Origin of the sequence: Paenibacillus nuruki (assembly GCF_001721045.1) — a bacterium.
GTDB lineage: Bacteria > Bacillota > Bacilli > Paenibacillales > Paenibacillaceae > Saccharibacillus > Saccharibacillus nuruki.
This window is the reverse complement of sequence record NZ_MDER01000107.1, coordinates 36,126-54,412: the sequence shown is the minus strand read 5'-3', so window position 1 is coordinate 54,412 and position 18,287 is coordinate 36,126. Positions and strand designations below refer to the sequence as shown.

Sequence of the window (18,287 nt, the reverse complement as noted above, 5' to 3'; positions counted from 1 at the left end):
ACATTCCTACATGATGTAGGATGTGCTTTTTTTGTTGGTAAAGGTATATTGAGAATTATTTCATGTTGAGAAGATATTAGGCACTTTCACGTCAGGTTCTAGATCTGCTTCATAATCCACATGATCTGTCTCAAAGCCGAACAGTTGGAAGAATTCACGACGATAGCCTTCTAGATCAGTCAATTCATAAATATTTTCAGACGTTAAGTTGTCCCAAATTTCAGCAACTTCAGCTTGCACATCTTCGCGCAACTCCCAGTCATCGATACGAATACGGTTTTTCTCATCCACAGGAGCAGGGCCATCTGTATACAAACGGTCTGCAAAAAGACGGTACATTTGCTCGATACAGCCTTCGTGAATCCCTTTTTCTTTCATAACTTTATACAATGCTGAGATATATAAAGGAACAACAGGGATCGCTGAGCTGGATTGAGTTACTAATCCTTTACTTACAGATACAAAAGCACGTCCGCCTGTAGCACTTAATTGATCGTTCATTTCTTGTGCTGTACGTTCCAAATGATCTTTTGCTTGTCCGATCGAACCTTGACGATAGATCGCTTGCGTAATATCTGAACCAATATAAGAATAAGCAACTGTTGTTACATCTTCAGTCAAGACACCTGCTGCATTCAATTGATCCATCCATAATTTCCAATCTTCGCCGCCCATTACTTTTACCGTATCTTGTACTTCTTGTTCAGAAGCCGGTTCGATCGTAATTGGAGTGACTTCACCATTGTGGAAGTTAACTGTTTTGTTGGTATATTCAGCGCCGATAGGTTTGAGCACAGAGCTGAATGTTTCACCTGTTTCTGGATCGGTACGACGTGGAGCTGCTACGCTATAGATCACAGTGTCGACTTGACCCAATTCTTTACGAATCGCTTCAATCGTCTGAGCTTTGATCTCATTAGTAAAAGCATCACCAATCACACTGCAAGATTTCAATCCTGCTTTTTGTGCTTCTTGTTCAAAAGCCGCCGAATTATACCAGCCCGCAGAAGCGGTACGCCCTTTAACTGAACCTCCATCACGATAAACACCGATTGTATTAGCACCTGCACCGAATGCCGCTACGATACGAGAAGCTAGTCCATAACCCGTAGAAGCACCGATAACAAGTACATTGCGTGGGCCACTGATTTTAGGTTGAGATTGTACATATTCAATTTGTTCTTGAACTTGACGTGCACAACCGACAGGGTGAGCTGTCGTGCAGATAAAGCCACGTGTTCTAGGTTTAATAATCATAGGAAGGATTCCTCGCTTTCACTTTTTACATCATCTTTCGTATTGTAGCATTTTTTGCGAAAGTGTACACGATAAGGCTAGTTGAGGCATATAGAATCAGTAAATTACAAAGTTCAATTATCGTCCCAAAATGGACATAAAATAATGCTAAATAGCTGTTTAAAATTTAGATAGGTTGGTTAATAAATAACATCAAAGAATAATTGCACAAAATATAATAAAATATTTTTAAATAGTATTGCAATATTCTTTAATTAATGTTATTATTAATTCATAAGGTTACTAAGAGAAAATTAGTTACCAAAAAACAGCTAACATCACAAAGGAGAAATTAACCATGAATACCAAATTTCAAAAAGTTTTATTGTCAACTACTTTAGCACTAGGTCTTGGAGCAGTAGCAGTTGTAGCACCAATCGGAGCTAACCAAGTATCTGCAGCTTCTAACGATCAAAGCAACCACGAGAAAAACAAAGACAAAGCAGAACAACGTGCTAACAACCAAGCTTATGTAGATTCTGTAAGTGCACAAATTAACTCTATGTTCGGAACTGCTAACGAAACAACTGAACCTACTACACCAACAGACAACACAACAACTGAGCCTACTACACCAACAGACAACACAACAACTGAGCCTACAAAAACAACTGAACCAGTAGCAAACAACAAAATCACTGTAATTCTTCCACAAGGTGCTAGCCTTACTGAAATCGCTGCTCAATATGGTGTAACTGTAGACGAATTGGTTGCTGCCAACAACCTTCTACCTGCTGGATACCAATTGACTATTCCTCAAAAATAAGAATTTAGACATTATCGATCAACTGCCATCTGATCGGCCAAAATATTATCTACCCATAAGTATCTGCCAAATGCTTATGGCGTAGTTTATATATAAAAAGCTGACGTTCCCCCGAGCGTTGGCTTTTTTTGTTGTTTTCAAAAAGGTAAGATGATCGTTAACTGTTAGATTATTCATTGTGCTACGAGACCTATTCGCTTTTAATAATAAAGAAAGCGGAGGGAATATTATGATTCATATATGTAAAAGTAGAGGAAGAATAGAGATTCAGATGGATGCTTATCTGATGGGTACAGATGATGTAGTTATACTGATCAGTGGAGGAGATCGCCCTCATTTGGGCACAATAACGACAGGCACCAAAGATCAACCGTTGCAAACGACTCAATTTCAGCAACATCAAGAATTTTATATTACAGAGGAAATTGCTATGAACTTACGGAAACATTGGCGTGGGAATTTTGCGATCTGCGGAGGAATTCATATTGATCAGATCAATCGTGAAGAAATTAATCAACTTATCGAAATGGTGGTAGAGATGGGGAATGAATTGATATTGAAGTTGCAGAAGTAGTAATAGATATAGTGAGAGTAAACATTAGAATTAGCCATATAACTAATTTAAATGAAGAATACATATACAAAAAGAACGAGATGATACATCAACGAATAGAATGTCAATCGTTAACATAATCATCTCGTTTATTTATAAATCAAATCATTTCTTGCTTATTTAGTTAATGAAGAAGTAGTTAAAGGTACGAATAATTTAGAGTCATTATCAGCATCAGTGATTTCAACAAAAATAGCTTTGGTATTAGAAACATCTACATCAGCGCTAACCATACCATTATCAGGATTAACAGATATCGTTTTGAGTGTGGTATTGTCTTGATTCATAATAACTATTTTTTGATTACCACTAAGTGAAGCTAGTTCTAGATGCAATGTAGAATATTTATTATCAGTCATGATCTGAAAGCTTTTACTTTGATTATTTACACCAGTGTATAGAAAAATATCTTTGTAATCTTTGTCTTTATAAACAGTATTGCTTGGATCTTTGGTGTGCCAGTCAGAGGTACCTAATACTTTGGTTCCTAGCGTGCTGAGTGATTGAGATTTATTTTCGATAGGGGTTGTAGAAGATCCTGTGTTACCTGAATCGCCAATGATAACAGAAGAAGAAGATTTGTCGTAAGTGATTGAAGTTCCCATTAGATTTCCAACTGCACGTACAGGTAAGTAGGTTGTTCCGTTGTACGTAATAGGGAGTACCGCTTGACCATTTGCATCTTTAGCCGTAACTGTAGTGCCATTCATTTTCAGAGAAATGGTACTGTTCAAATAAGCTTTAATCGGTTCTAATCCTGTAGCTGCGAGAGCACCTGTCCCTATTCCAAATGTTAACGTAGCCGCCAAAATACCCAAACCAACTTTTTTGTTCATTAAATATCCCTCCTGAGTAATAAAGTAATAAACACTATTATAAATAAACGATTAACAACTGATTGTCAAGTGTTTGGTATGCGTTGATATGTCTTTTTTAATATGTATAATGTAGATCAAAAAAGACAGTCCAAAGTAAAATACCTCTGTACTGTCTGCTTATATAATGCTGTATATTAAGAATGATCTGTAGGATCTTTTTCTTTCAATCCTTGACCTAGCCCTTTCATAAATCGCATTCCAAATCGAAGCGCTCGATTGATATCAGGATCTTTCAAAGCTTTCATTAATGAGAATACACTTAGTTTGGTGTTATCTTCTTTACCTGCTTCTTCTAATCCTTTGGTCACACTATTCATTAATTGAGTCGTTTGTGCAGGATCAACCGCAGTTAAGGCACCCGCTGCCGCCATACCATTATTGATCAGATTAGTGATTTCTTTACGAGAAACTTGTCCCAAAGCAATCTCTGCAATATGCGCTTTCGCTTTGAGCATCGATTCCGCGGCTTCCAAAATCCCACTATCATTTAACTCCCGTAATATCGACATTGACCGTGCTAACGCCGCATTAGATTCTGCTAATTCCTTTTTCAATTCATCAATCGTCTGTTGCTGTTGCTCTTCATCAGTAAGCACCCGCTTACGAATCGTAGTAATCGGAGTCGCCATACATACATTCTCCTTTCGCCCATATCCATCTAGTAAGATATACCAACTTACAAACATATAAATTCATCATCAATACTCAAAAAACATCATATAAAAAGGAAATCAAACCTAACAAGTAAAAATGAAAAACACATAAAAGTAGGAAATAAATCCATATAAAACAAATCATAAAAATAAAATAATGTATTCAACTCTCTAAAGAATTAAATTCTTTAAAAAGGTTTTATTCTTTACCACTGCTCCACAATCCCCAAGTTGCACCAGCGAAGGGAGTGAAATTGTTCTGAAAGAGCGAAGCGCTCGCCTTTGTAACGAAATCCCTACCGCCAAGCGGTAAATCAAGGGATTCCGTTACACCAGCGACGACAAGAACAATTCACTCACGAAGCGCCAGCGACTCTGCCCACCTACATATCAACTAAAGAGACGTAATCATCACGATTCCATTTGCGTTGTACTTCAACACCATTTTGCGGATGGCGTTTTTTGTTACGAGGATTGAATGAAGGTAATGGATTAACACCTTTGACATTCAAAATCATCATCCGTACTTTGGTCTGTTTGTAAGCCGGTGTATGCGTACGTACATCAACCGCTGAACCAGTTAAAAGATTAACGGCTGTCTCATGACTGGTAGAGTGCATAGGTACATAAATTTCTTTGCCACGTACACGGTCGGTGACAACAGCTCTTAATTTAATAGCACCATACGGAGATTCAAGACGAACCAGTGTACCGTCTTCAACACCACGTTCTGTGGCTAGTTCAGGAGACACTTCGACAAACACTTCAGGTAATTTGCGATTGATCCCTTTAGACTTGTTCGTCATATTACCTTCATGGAAATGTTCAAGTAGTCGTCCATTGTTCAACACAAGATCGAACTCAGCAGGGAACTCTACAGCAGGTACATATTGCACTAGAGAGAAACGAGCTTTTTTATCCGGGAAATGGAACCCATCTGTATAAAGTAGAGGTGTGCTTTCACCCGTACTCGAACCCCATAAGAAGCTTCCCCAACCTTCTAACACCTCATAATTACAACCGGAGAAGAAAGGCGTTAAGCTTGCCATTTCATCAAAAATTTGAGAAGGATGAGTGTACCCCCAATCAAATCCCAAGTGTTTAGCAAGTTGAGTTGTTATCCACCAGTCAGGCTTAGAATCGCCTAAAGGTTCAAGGACTTGATACAAACGTTGCACACGACGCTCCGTATTGGAGAAAGTACCGTCTTTTTCAAGAGATGGAGCCGCAGGTAAGACTACATCTGCAAACTGAGCGGTTTTGGATAAAAAGACATCTTGAACAACAAAAAATTCAAGTTGAGCTAACATTTCATGAACATGATTCACATTGGAATCAACCCATGCCATATCTTCACCGACAAGATACATCGCTTTAAGTTCTCCACGAGCGATATCATCGACCATTGCGATATTATCTTTACCCGGCGCTGGAGAGATCGAGACCCTATAAGCTTTTTCAAATTTAGCACGTGCTTCATCATTAGAAACGTGCTGATATCCTGGTAACCAAGGTGGTAAAGTACCCATATCACAAGCACCTTGTACATTGTTATGACCACGAAGTGGATAAGCCCCTGCACCTGGACGCATATAGTTACCTGTTGCTAATAACAGATTGGAAATAGCCGCAGACGTATGAGATCCAGCGATATTTTGTGTAACTCCCATACCCCAACAGATTACAGTTCCATCCGCATCCCGAATCATTTCAGCAATTCGAATTAATTCAGCTTGTGCGATTCCAGTAATTTCTTCTGCATAAGCAAGCGTATAAGGCTCAGAAGCTTTGAGGTATTCATCAAATTGATTCACATGTTGGTGGATAAAGTCAGCAGCATGCCAGCCTTGCTCTACCATATAGTTCATAATCGCTGTAATCCAGACAAAGTCTGTTCCTTGTTGCGGACGAATAAATAAGTCTGCCCGTTCAGCCATTTCATGTTTACGTAGATCAGCTACAACCAATTGTTGACCATGTAATTTGTGTGCACGCTTGATACGAGTCGCTAGAACAGGATGACCTTCAGCTGGAGAACAACCGATCAGAATCACAAGACCAGCAGCGGCGATATCTTTGATTGTACCTGCATCGCCACCAATCCCTACTGTAGACATCAGACCATCTGAAGCAGGAGATTGGCAATAACGAGAACAGTTATCGACATTGTTGGTTTCAAATACTTGTCGAGCTAATTTTTGGATCACATAGTTTTCTTCATTAGTGATTTTGGAAGAGGAGATAAAGCCTAATTTATCACTACCATGTTCTTTGCGAATCGCTGTCATTTTTTCAGCAACAAGCGTTAATGCTTCATCCCAGCTCGCTTCTACAAATTCACCATTACGACGAATCAGTGGAGTCGTTAAGCGTTGGTCACTGTTGACAAAGTCCCAACCAAATTTACCTTTTACACAGGTAGAGATAGCATTCACCGGTGCATCGTGAGAAGGCTGAACTTTAAGAATCTCACGACCTTTCGTCCATACTTCAAATGAACAACCGACTCCGCAGAATGTACAGACTGTTTTGGTTTTGCGAGTCCGTGTATCACGCATAGCTGCTTCGATTTCTGAAATAGCAAAAATACCGCTGTATCCTGGTTCTACATCTTTGATTAGATCAATCATCGGATTAAGCATTTCTTCGCCAATACCGGACATAAATCCAGCTTCGCCTAGCATCGATTTCTCCATCAAAGCATTACATGGACAGATGGTGACACATTGTCCGCAACTGACACAGGAAGATTCGTTAATAGAAACGCCTTCATCCCACATCACGTATGGACGTTCGGCTTCCCAATTGATTGATAACGTCTCATTGACTTGCAAGTTCTGACATACCTCTACACATTGCCCACAAGCGATACACTGATTGGGATCATAGCGGTAGAACGGATGAGACATATCCACTTCGGTTGCAGGGACTTTCGGTTGGAAAGGATATTTCTGATGTTCGATACCCATTTCTTCAACTGTATTATGGAGTTTGCAATTACCATTATTGTTATCACAAACGGTACAATACAACATATGATTTTCCAGTAAACGATCCATACCTTCTGTTTGAGCCGCTTTGGCAGAAATAGAATTGGTCTGCACATTCATACCTTCTGTGATCGTTGTTGAACAAGCACGTGCTAATTGACCGTCAATTTCAACAATACAGGTATCACAAGTCTGAATCGGATCGACTTCAGGAACATAACAGATTTGTGGATGCTGAATTTGAGCTAGATTAATAACATTCAGTACGCTTAATCCTTGCCCGGCTTCATAGGTTTCGCCATTGATCGTAATTTTGATTGGTTGTTGTTCGCTCATGCAGATACCCCTTTATTTAACAGTTGTATTTCTAGATGTACGCATTTGGCACTATAAATGCGACTTCTTCTAGTGAAATCAAAAATGATTTTTGTGAAACAAAATATCTTCCTTCTCAGGTTTTGCAAAATGTGGCACATCAAATAGAGCATAATATAAAGATTTTCGGATTTGTGTAGTATCATATTTATACTTTATTATCCTTAATATGTATTATTAACTAATAGATGCAGATTAAGGATAAAATAAAAAGAGCATAAAAAAACTCCACCTTAAAATCACTACCCCTTTGCAGGTAGCACTTTTAAAGTGGAGTAATCGTTTAGCAATGACATACTAACTGACCAATCCGATTATATTATGACAAAAATGTGAATACTCTAAATTATACTCTTCTTTTGTGAAATTTCAAGACACATTTAACACACCATGCTAGCTATCTGTATTTGAAATCTACAAAATGAGGTGTATGATCAAAACATTACAGCAAGGAGGATTATCGATGAAAAAGGAAACTACTTTCAATGAAATCGTACGTAAAGTGCGTAAAGATACATTTGGCAAAGGACCGGAACGGATTCATACGACCTTTGTAGATAATATGGCAATTACTAAAATGTGGGGCAATTTTACACCTACCGAAAAATTTATTGCTTTAACTTCTGAAGGCAAAGAAATGGTACACCGTGCGCGAACACAGATGGTTCAAGGACTGTATGATCAGCATGTACCTGATGGTATGGAAGAATTATGCGGTTCTAAATTACAGCATTTGTTTACCGATATTAAGGTGGAAGATGATTTTGCCATCTCTGTATTTGTTTTCGAAAAAAATATTGAGCAAGGATGAGGCAGATGGATCTAGAATTGCAACAAGAGCGTACGATTGTGCGTTACCGGCGCGGACAAGTCACCACGATCACCGATCAGGTCGTTAGCGAACAACCGATTACTGTAAAAGTAAACGGCGAAGAATTTGTAACATTAGTCTGCACACCTGAGTATATTGAAGATATGACAGTAGGATTTTTGGCTTCAGAAGGCGTGATCAAGCAGTATAGCGATATTCAAGAACTATGGGTACAGCCTGAAGAAGGTTTTGTCCATGTGCGTACAGATCGCTGGAAGCCACAGCATCGTCAGTTATTTACCAAGCGTTATATTACTTCTTGTTGCGGTACCAGCCGTCAGGGATTTGTTTTTTTTAATGATGCACGTACAGCTAAAGTTATAGATACAGTTAACGTTACTTTGTCTTTTGAAGATTGTTTTCGGCTAATGGAAGAAGTCCAACAAAGCGGGGAATTATTTCGTCATACAGGTGGTGTGCATACAGCCGCTTTATGCGATCCGAGTGGAATTATTGTGGCACGAAGCGATATTGGTCGCCATAATGCATTGGATAAAATTTACGGTTGGTGCCTCAAACAGAATCTTAGTTTAGAAGGTAAAATTATCGTATTTAGCGGTAGAATTTCTTCCGAAATTTTGACGAAAGTATCCAAAATTGGTTGTGAAGTGATCTTATCCAAATCTGCGCCTACAGGGTTAGCTCTTGAGCTAGCCGATCATCTAGGCGTTACAACTGTTGGATTTATTCGTGAAGATTCATGCAATGTATATACACATTCACAAAGAATTCTGGAATGTCAGGACATATCACCAGATTCTATGATACTCTAGTATGAAACCAAAAAATAAATACCAGAAGAAGATAAGATTCTAAACTATCTTGCAACAAGGTAAGATGAACACGTTTCGAAGTCGATGTAAGACGGTACTAGCGAGGAATGGAGAGGTGTCTATGACTTCAAAAGATCAACATAATCGTATATTAAGAGACTTGCGCATCTCTGTCACAGATCGCTGTAACTTCCGTTGTCGATATTGTATGCCAGAAGAAATTTTTGGTAAGGATTATGCCTTTTTACCTAAAGAAAGCGTACTGACAGAGGAAGAGATCGGTCGAATTGCCAAAATATTTGTATCTCTAGGAGCCAAAAAATTACGAATTACCGGCGGAGAACCTTTACTGCGTAAAGACTTGCCTAATATTATAGAGCGTCTATCCACTTTGGATGCAGAAGATATATCGTTAACGACCAATGGTAGTCTGTTATCTCGTATGGCTGTAAGCTTGCGTCAAGCTGGACTTCATCGTGTTACCGTGAGTCTGGATAGTCTGGAAGACGATATGTTTTTGCAGATGAATGGAGGACGCAGTCGTGTTCAACCTGTACTTGATGGGATTGATGCGGCAGCTGAAGCAGGATTACAGGTCAAAGTAAATATGGTCGTACAAAAAGGATTCAACGAAGATGCAGTTGTACCGATGGTCGATTATTTCCGCCAAAGAGGTCATATTTTACGTATGGTTGAATATATGGATGTAGGAAATAGTAATGGCTGGAATCGTGAGCATGTAGTCAGTAAGCAAGAATTACTGGATCGGATCGGCGAACACTTTCCACTTCAACCGGTTGCACCGAATTATGATGGTGAAGTAGCAACACGTTATCAATTTGCAGATGGTATCGGAGAGATTGGGTTTATTTCCTCGGTAACCGAAGCTTTTTGTTCATCATGTACACGAGCAAGATTGTCTGCCGAAGGGAAATTATATACTTGTTTATTCGCCACTAAAGGTCATGATCTTAGAGATTGGTTGCGTTCAGACCGTAGCGATGAGCAGATTGCAGATTATATACAAGCCGTATGGACCAATCGCAAAGACCAGTATTCGTTAGAGCGAGGATTAGCTTCTGACAAAAATGATCCCAATGGTCACAAAGTAGAAATGTCGCATATTGGAGGATAGAAGGGGCAACCCTTCTATTTTTTTTATTTGTAAATACAACAGAATTGGGTATTCCAAAATTTTATTTGTCACAGTATTGACAAACTTTAAGCACCAGATTAATCTTAATGAGCAGTTAGCGATTATTATTTGAAGCAGACTCATAGAATGTTTTTGCTTTAAATCTAACGATCAAGTTGATTGGTATCCTTATAGGCGTCTGTAAGGGCATTAACCAGCATTAATTATTCTCTATCCTCTTTTTGAGCTAGATCTAAGAGGTCTATTGGAGCATTGTTAATGGTGGTTTTTTGGCGTTTTTTTTATAGTTTATGATAACGACGATCTGTTACAACGATGATGAACATGGAGGGTTTACAATGTCTTTTTACACCCCGCAAGAAATTATGAATATCACCGCTGAAAATGGTCTAAAAAAATCAAGATTACCATTCTGGACGGTATTGATTTTGGGCTTTCTAGGAGGAGCTTTTATCTCATTAGGATTTTTAGCTGATATTCGTGTGATTGGTACAGCACCCAAAGAATTAGGCTCAATCGCAGGCTTTTTTGGAGCCGCTGTTTTTCCAGTAGGTCTGATGTTGACGATTCTTGCAGGAGCAGAGTTATTAACAGGCAATATGATGGTGATGGCTATGTCGTGGTTTGCCAAAAAAATTACACTATCTCAAGTAATCAGCAATTGGGTATTGGTATTGCTATCTAATTTTATAGGTGCGATTGCAGTTGCTTACTTTTTTGGACATGTGGTTGGACTTACAGAAGGTGATTTTTTAGCTAAAACACTCGCAATTGCACATGCCAAAGTGAGCGAAGGTTTTGGTGAAGCTTTTGTATCTGCGATTGGTTGTAACTGGTTAGTCTGTCTGGCAGTCTGGTTAGCTTATGGCAGTAAAGATTCAGTCGGTAAATTTATAGGAATCTGGTTCCCGATTATGGCATTTGTTGCAATTGGATTTCAGCACGTGATCGCTAATATGTTTGTGATTCCAGCGGCTATTTTCGCAGGGTCTGATATTACATGGACGCAATATGTAGAGAATTTTGTGCCTGTCTTTTTAGGAAATTTAGTTGGAGGGGCTATCTTTGTTGCTCTTGCTTATTTTGGAGCTTATCGCTATACGACAGAGCTTGCTATGACGACAGAAGCAGTAAGTGATTCTAACCATTATCATGAGCAAGGATTGAGTAGCTCAGTGGTCAAAGTCAAACACTAACAGCCATATACACATATCTATCTATAAAAAAGAAGCATGACCGAATCGATACGGCAATGCTTCTTTTTTATAGAAATAAAGCTAAATATACAAATCCATCATGTCGCTATTAAGCCGAAGTTTTCTCATCATGTGGTGTTGAAGTAGCAGTAGATGGTCTGACGATCGATTCAACATTATTAGTGTCTGCTGAATCAGCTACTTCATTCATATCGATCTGGAAGCGGTTCAGTTCGTGTTGCATTTCTTCGCGAATCTGACGAAGCATTTTCACTTTTTCGCTAGATTCTAAGAATGAACGTTGTTGTTCTACTGTAGAAGCTGTAATTTCTTCACTACCAGCCGCTGATTGTTCAGTGATTGCACTGATATTTTCGATCGCTTGATGAACCTGGCTACTCATATCTTGAGAAACTTTCATATCTGTTGCGAGCTTACTTACATGTTCAGCAATCTGTCCGACTTTACTGCTAATTGCCGCAAAGGAAGCATCTGTAGAACTTGTCGCTTGCTCTTGTTCCTGAAACAGATCAATACTTTGAGCAACAGAAGATTTTACTTTATTCATCGCTACAGTAATGCCTTCAACTGCTGCAAAAATTTGTTGTACCGCGGTCACAGATTGAGAAGCTAGCTTTTTCACTTCATCTGCAACGACAGCAAATCCTTTACCTGCTTCGCCCGCGCGAGCCGCTTCGATGGAAGCATTCAGAGAAAGTAAATTCGTTTGAGATGCAATTTCAGATACTAACTTGGTCATATCTGTGATTTGTTCTGCATTTTTTTCAAGTTCAGAGACGGTTTTCTCGACTTCAGCCATCGCAGAACGATTGTTAGCTACCAGTTGCAATTGTTGCTTCATCACAAGACTACCTTGTTCAATCGCTTGAATCGCTTCTTCACTATACGCCGCAGATTCTGTGGTCGTCTCTAGATTGGATGAAAATTTCTGTTGCATATCATCAACAACCATAACTGTTGTGCTCAAGTCTTCCGCAATCTTCTGACTACCGATCGCTAATTCTTCTGTCGAAGTAGCGACTTGATTCACAATCTCTTGCATCACATCATTGCTACGATCAATATCTTGTGCCATATTATCGACACGAACGCCTGCTTGATCAATCGAAGTTACGATACTACGCAAGTTATCAATCATAATATGGAATGAACGATTAAGATCATCGAGTTCGTCTTTACCTTTAGTCTCTGCTAACTTGATCGTTAGATCGCCATCAGCAATTCGTTGAGCGGCAATATTCATTTGTTGAGTACGACGTGCAAATTTACGCGCTGTCCATGTGTTAAATACGCCGACAGCAATCAGTAAGAAGATAGCACCGAATAAAGCGATTTGCCAAGTGAGATCAATACTGTGTGTTAAGTCTTTAGTATATTCGGCATACCGTGTCTGAGTAAGTTCATTCAAAATATAAATATCGTTCTGAACGCCTTCGATACGAATACTTTGACGCTTGGCTTCTGAGCTATCATCGTTTGTTAATGCTTGTTGTGATGTGTCACTTAAGTCTTTGAATTTAGTCACTATTAAAGCTAGACGTGCTTGTTCTTCAGGCGTCTGTAACATGCCATTCGAAAGGGTATCAATCGTTGCTTGCGTCTGAGTCAATTGAGTATTTACACTCGATTTATTACTAGCTGACATGGTAAAAGAGAAGTTAGCTAAAGCTTGTCCTGTCTGTACCATATTGCCATCTAGCTGTTTAACATTTAGCATAGCTGGAACGAGATTATTGTTTTGTGAGTTGATATTAAGTAGTTGAAAAATAATGTATGCGACAAGAATTAAAGAAGCGATCAGCGAAATCATCGCATTTAATACTAATTTACCTTGTATTTTCATAAGATCCTCCACGTAGTTACTTTTAAATTCAGGAGCTATATTAGATTGATTAAGAATTTAGATCAATTTTGATCTCGCCTGAAATCAATTTTTTCTTTAAATCTTCTAATTGTTTTTGTTGTTCTTCGGTTAATTGAATAACATGAATATCGGTTAAGCCTACACCATCGCCAGTTAGACCAAACACCATGTCTTTTTCTTTAAACGTTTTATTGTTTTTGGCAAAAGATTGTAATGCACTATACAAAGCGACATCGACATTTTTGATCATCGAAGTCAACACTGCTTTTTCAGCTACGAAAAATTGATCGCTATCTACACCAATCGCATATTTACCTTGTGTCTGTGCTTCTTGTAAAGCACCTACGCCCGTCAAACCTGCTACAGTATAAATCACATCTACATTTTCATTTTCAATCATTTCTTTCGCTGTTTTGGCACCTAGTTCTGAATTACCAAAGTCACCTGTGTAGTTGGTTACAAAAGAAATATTAGAATTTACAGAGCGAGCCCCTTGTTCAAATCCAGATTGGAATTTATGCAATAATGGGGATTCTACACCACCCAAAAATCCAATACGATCAGATGTACTTGCCATAGCAGCTACAGCGCCTGCCAAAAAACTACCTTCTTCTTCTTTGAACGTGATCGAAGCAACGTTAGGTAGCTCTGAAGTCTCATCTACAATAATAAATTGTTTGGTAGGATTAGCTTTAGCCGCTTTTTCTAGACTTTCTTTCATGATATAACCAAGTCCAATAATGATATCGCTGTTTTCTTTTGTTAACTGGTTAAACGCTTCATCATACGTTTTGGTCTGAGAAATTTCTTTATAATCAAAGGTAATACTTTCTTCATTTCGTGCCTTTATTAATCCGCGAAAAGCAGCATCACTATAAGATTGATCACCTAAGCCAATATCCGATAATACAATCCCTACTTTGATTTTGTTTGCCCCTGTGGCAGCTTCTGTTTTTGTTTGCTGAGAAGAGCAAGCACTTAGTAATAACATGATTGCGATTAAAGCAGTCAATCCAGATAGAAACGTTTTTTTTCTCATCATACTTCTCCTATTCCCCTCTAATCCCAAAATAAATAACTTCCTTTCTTATATCGGTTGATGAGAGAAGTTCGTTTATAAAATTTTATAGCCATCGACCTAATACTTTAAATTTAAAATAATTATTTAAGCACAAAATAGTTTTTTTGAAATTAATGCTTGGATGCGACACTGTGACAGGGTATGATAGACAATAAAAATACGAATTCGTTATTACTGGAGGAGAAGCATGAAGTATATCAGTACTAGAGGACAAGTAGAACCAAAAGGATTTATTGACACTGTATTAATGGGGCTTGCTGATGATGGCGGTCTAATGGTACCCGAGCATATTCCGGTGATTGCTCCTGAAACGTTAAATGAATGGAAAAGTCTAAGTTATGTAGATTTATTCCTCACTATATTTTCTTACTATACGAATGATGAGATTCCAGCAGAGGATTTGAAAGATTTAGCGACTCGCAGTTATGCTAATTTCCGTCATCCTGAAGTGACACCTGTGACTAAGATTGATGAATCTCTTTATATTATGGAATTGTTTCACGGACCTACATTTGCATTCAAAGATGTAGCTTTACAATTTATGGGTGAATTCTATTCCTATGTATCCAAAAAGCAAAACGAGATTATTCATATTTTGGGAGCAACATCTGGAGATACTGGCGCTGCGGCTATTCAAGGGGTGCGTGGTAAAGAAGGAATCAAAATCTGTATCTTACATCCACATGAGAAAGTAAGTCGTGTCCAAGAGCTACAAATGACGACTGTAGATGATCAGAATGTACTCAACTTATCGGTTAAAGGTAATTTTGATGATTGTCAGAAGATTATTAAAGAGTTGTTTGGCGATCTCAATTTCAAAAAAGAATATCATCTACGTGCAATTAATTCGATCAACTTTTTGCGGATTTTAGCACAAACGGTGTATTACTTCTATGCTTACTTGCATATCGATCAAGGACAACACCAATTGAAAAAGATTAATTTCAGCGTACCTTCCGGTAATTTCGGTAATATCTTTTCAGGATTTTTGGCTCAAAAAATGGGATTGCCGATCAACAAACTGATTATTGCAACCAATGAAAATAATATTTTAGAGCGTTTTGTACAAACAGGTGAATACAAACCGGGTGATTTCAGAAGTACACATAGTCCTTCGATGGATATTCAAGTGGCCAGTAACTTTGAACGTTATCTTTATTATTTTGTAGGTGAAGATGCTACTAAAGTCTCCGAATATATGAACGTTCTCAAAAGCGAAGGACAAATTATGATGACAGGCGAAGATCTAGCCAAAGTACAAAGTGACTTTGCGGCTTATGGCGCTTCCAATCAAGAATGTCTGGATACGATTTTGAAATATAAAGGCAATCATGATTATTTACTTGATCCTCATACAGCATGTGGGATTACAGCTTATGAGAAATATCAAGGGGACGATGAGATTTGTATTACTTTAGCTACTGCTCATCCAGCCAAATTTGATGAAGCCATTATTCTATGTGAAATTGAGCAAGAGTTCCCTGACGAAATCAAAGCATTATTCTCCCAACCGCAACATCAAGAAGTGGTTGAACATGATACAGCAGAAATTGTACGTCAATTAGAAGCCTTTTACACATTAGCGTAGTTCTCACGATATGACCGAATAAACATCCTTGTATTCTTTATATTCTGTTCAGGTCACCAGCCAGAAGAATAGATATAAAGAAAAGGATGTTTTTTGGTATGTACACGTAATGAGCTTTATTGACGATCATTCTTTGCTTCGTTAAAATTAAAGACATCATACATCTTGATTATATACAATCGCTTTTGACCAATATCATAAAGAGTACAGATAGAGCTAAACGCTAGGAAGTAGGGATCGATATGAAATTTTCAAAAGCTACCAATTATGCACTGCATACAATGGTCTATCTGGTGCAACAGGAATCGAATAAGCCTATCGGAGTGCAACAAATTGCAGAGACCTTCTCCGTCTCACCAACCTATTTATCCAAAATCTTGACCAAGCTGGTCAAAGCAGGCATTATTGAATCGGCTTCAGGAGCGAATGGAGGATATCGCTTAAGACGGAAGCGTGAAGAGATTTCATTTCTGGAAGTGATTCATGCTATAGAGGGCGTTAATTCTTTATTTACAGGCTGTTTGAATAACAATGATCAATGTGCTATTCAGCGAGTGATGTTCGAAGCAGAAGGTCAGATGGAACACTATCTCAAAGAGAAAAAGTTGATCGATGTGTCTATCCATTCGGAGATGACGATATAAAATAAGCTCCTTTTTGATCCAGGAGGTCGCAGGTAATTATATCTGCGATCTTTTGTTTGCGTTAAGCCTATATTAAAATGGGTACTAAGAGGAAGCTGTATATGTTACAAGTTATGTATATTCATTGTTATACGAGGACATATTTGGGTCTGTAGAAAGGATGATATAGGAATGCTGCAACAGAATCTAGTCGAATGGCACCAACAATGGAAGCAATTATTGCACCAATTGGAGCTAAAAGGAGCAGACACTGCACTGCTCTGGGAGGAACCAGCTACAGATCAAGAAATTGCTAATATTGAGCATCAATTAAAGATTACATTGCCAGAAGAGTTAAGAAGTCTGTTGCAAGATGGTGGCAAAAGAGTCATGGTCTACTGGAATATTTCATATGCTCAAACGGCTCCTTTTGAGTTATCTGGAGATACGGGTTGGGATATAGAAAGTATAGATTTTTCCGACTTTGGAGACGATGAACAGATTGATCAGAAGCGTTACTTATGCTTTTACCATGCAGGTAATGGCGATGAGCTGGTATTGGATCTGTATAGTAATCCTCAGCGTCCAATGGTATTTCACTGGGCACATGAGACAGGCGAATTTCATATTCTAGCTGTCTCGCTTACTGACTTTTTGAATAAAGTCACAGAACTGAGTTGTATCGGTGCAGAAGAATGGCAGTACCAGCCGTTTATCGATAATTGTGGATTGAATTTGTATAGTAAGCCTGCCAAGCAGTGGCAACAATGGATTCATGATTATCTGCATTTTACGTTAGAAGACGCAAGTCAGGATCTAAATCAATTGATTCGTTATACAGAATTAAATGGAATAGAAGATGATACGGTTCAAGCTTTTGCACATTATCATCCAGACGAAGTATTACAAGCATGGCTTGAACGGATTCAGATCGAACATATACAGTCTATCAAAGACGGATTAATCGAATATACCGGATTAATTAATCGACATCATGCTGCGGATTGGGTGCGCGAATTATGGGATTTACCTGAAGATCAACGTATTAATTCATATATTCTTGCCTATCTGACAGCGATTTGTTTACCAGAAGATGAAGGTTTGGAACGGATATGGAGAAAGATTGAAGAAAAAGAAAAGGAAAAAGAGCGTAAATTAAATGGGTATGAAGCGAATACCGGTCTCAAAAATTTTCACAGTCGCAAAGTCATTCACTGGATCAAAGATCGAGTCACTTTTCCATACGATGGTTGGGATCAGCTCTTTGCCGTTTCGAATCCACAGAGTGAAGATTATATAGAGTGGTTACAAGGCAATGATGCACAGCGCCAGATCGCTATTTCAGCACTGGGCAAATCGGTACAATTAGATCAAACGTTTCACAGAGTTGAACAAGTTGAAAGTGTGCGTGTATTATTAGAACAGGCTATGAACAAAGCTGTAATTAAAAAAGAAAAAAGAATTATCGCAGAAGCGTTGAAAGTATTGGATCAATACAATGTTCAATAAGTAAATAAAGAATGATTTATAGTGGAGGCTAACT

The 18,287-nt window shown here is 38.4% G+C and carries 15 protein-coding genes; 9 read left to right on the top strand and 6 right to left on the bottom strand.

The annotated features are described in order from the left end of the window. Nucleotides 1-60: 60 nt before the first annotated feature. Complete coding sequence (fabV, locus tag PTI45_RS23480; RefSeq protein ID WP_069330016.1) at nucleotides 61-1,257, bottom strand: enoyl-ACP reductase FabV; 1,197 nt, start codon at nucleotides 1,255-1,257, stop codon at nucleotides 61-63. A 337-nt stretch (nucleotides 1,258-1,594) separates the two neighbouring features. Between fabV and PTI45_RS23475 the strand changes: the two genes are divergently transcribed. Beyond that, nucleotides 1,595-2,062, top strand: a complete 468-nt coding sequence (locus PTI45_RS23475; RefSeq protein ID WP_069330015.1) for a LysM peptidoglycan-binding domain-containing protein — start codon at nucleotides 1,595-1,597, stop codon at nucleotides 2,060-2,062. Between the two features lie 229 nt (nucleotides 2,063-2,291). After that, a complete protein-coding gene (lpdD, locus tag PTI45_RS23470; protein WP_069330014.1) occupies nucleotides 2,292-2,636 on the top strand; it encodes a prenylated flavin chaperone LpdD in 345 nt (114 codons plus the stop codon). A 155-nt stretch (nucleotides 2,637-2,791) separates the two neighbouring features. On the opposite strand, the gene PTI45_RS23465 is transcribed toward lpdD, so the two are convergent. From PTI45_RS23465 to fdhF, 3 genes are all read right to left on the bottom strand, one after another. Further along, a complete protein-coding gene (locus PTI45_RS23465) occupies nucleotides 2,792-3,511 on the bottom strand; it encodes a stalk domain-containing protein (protein ID WP_069330013.1) in 720 nt (239 codons plus the stop codon). A 176-nt stretch (nucleotides 3,512-3,687) separates the two neighbouring features. Then, on the bottom strand, nucleotides 3,688-4,182 hold the full coding sequence (locus PTI45_RS23460) for a helical membrane plugin domain-containing protein (protein WP_069330012.1): 495 nt from the start codon (nucleotides 4,180-4,182) through the stop codon (nucleotides 3,688-3,690). 407 nt (nucleotides 4,183-4,589) lie between these two features. Next, nucleotides 4,590-7,532 (bottom strand): formate dehydrogenase subunit alpha, encoded by a 2,943-nt coding sequence (gene fdhF / locus PTI45_RS23455; protein WP_069330011.1) that lies wholly within the window; start codon nucleotides 7,530-7,532, stop codon nucleotides 4,590-4,592. A gap of 502 nt (nucleotides 7,533-8,034) precedes the next feature. Here fdhF and PTI45_RS23450 point away from each other — a divergent pair. The 4 genes from PTI45_RS23450 (at nucleotide 8,035) to PTI45_RS23435 (ending at nucleotide 11,567) form a co-directional block, all read left to right on the top strand. Then, the gene (locus PTI45_RS23450; protein WP_069330010.1) at nucleotides 8,035-8,382 is read left to right on the top strand and encodes a Na-translocating system protein MpsC family protein; all 348 of its coding nucleotides are present in this window, start codon (nucleotides 8,035-8,037) and stop codon (nucleotides 8,380-8,382) included. A 5-nt stretch (nucleotides 8,383-8,387) separates the two neighbouring features. Beyond that, nucleotides 8,388-9,215, top strand: coding sequence for a formate dehydrogenase accessory sulfurtransferase FdhD (fdhD, locus tag PTI45_RS23445; protein WP_069330009.1), 828 nt, complete (start codon nucleotides 8,388-8,390; stop codon nucleotides 9,213-9,215). Nucleotides 9,216-9,330: 115 nt separating this feature from the next. Beyond that, nucleotides 9,331-10,350, top strand: coding sequence for a GTP 3',8-cyclase MoaA (gene moaA, locus PTI45_RS23440; RefSeq protein WP_137223415.1), 1,020 nt, complete (start codon nucleotides 9,331-9,333; stop codon nucleotides 10,348-10,350). 359 nt (nucleotides 10,351-10,709) lie between these two features. Continuing rightward, on the top strand, nucleotides 10,710-11,567 hold the full coding sequence (locus PTI45_RS23435; RefSeq protein WP_069330007.1) for a formate/nitrite transporter family protein: 858 nt from the start codon (nucleotides 10,710-10,712) through the stop codon (nucleotides 11,565-11,567). 109 nt (nucleotides 11,568-11,676) lie between these two features. On the opposite strand, the gene PTI45_RS23430 is transcribed toward PTI45_RS23435, so the two are convergent. Both PTI45_RS23430 and PTI45_RS23425 read right to left on the bottom strand, forming a co-directional pair. Continuing rightward, a complete protein-coding gene (locus tag PTI45_RS23430; protein WP_069330006.1) occupies nucleotides 11,677-13,431 on the bottom strand; it encodes a methyl-accepting chemotaxis protein in 1,755 nt (584 codons plus the stop codon). Between the two features lie 49 nt (nucleotides 13,432-13,480). Continuing rightward, nucleotides 13,481-14,491: a BMP family lipoprotein gene (locus tag PTI45_RS23425; protein ID WP_069330005.1), complete on the bottom strand. Its 1,011-nt coding sequence runs from the start codon at nucleotides 14,489-14,491 to the stop codon at nucleotides 13,481-13,483. Nucleotides 14,492-14,720: 229 nt separating this feature from the next. On the opposite strand from PTI45_RS23425, the gene thrC reads away from it, so the two are divergent. From thrC to PTI45_RS23410, 3 genes are all read left to right on the top strand, one after another. Then, on the top strand, nucleotides 14,721-16,121 hold the full coding sequence (gene thrC, locus PTI45_RS23420) for a threonine synthase (RefSeq protein WP_069330004.1): 1,401 nt from the start codon (nucleotides 14,721-14,723) through the stop codon (nucleotides 16,119-16,121). Nucleotides 16,122-16,363: 242 nt separating this feature from the next. Then, nucleotides 16,364-16,765: an RrF2 family transcriptional regulator gene (locus PTI45_RS23415; RefSeq protein ID WP_069330003.1), complete on the top strand. Its 402-nt coding sequence runs from the start codon at nucleotides 16,364-16,366 to the stop codon at nucleotides 16,763-16,765. A gap of 171 nt (nucleotides 16,766-16,936) precedes the next feature. After that, nucleotides 16,937-18,253 (top strand): SMI1/KNR4 family protein, encoded by a 1,317-nt coding sequence (locus PTI45_RS23410; RefSeq protein ID WP_069330002.1) that lies wholly within the window; start codon nucleotides 16,937-16,939, stop codon nucleotides 18,251-18,253. Nucleotides 18,254-18,287: the final 34 nt, after the last annotated feature.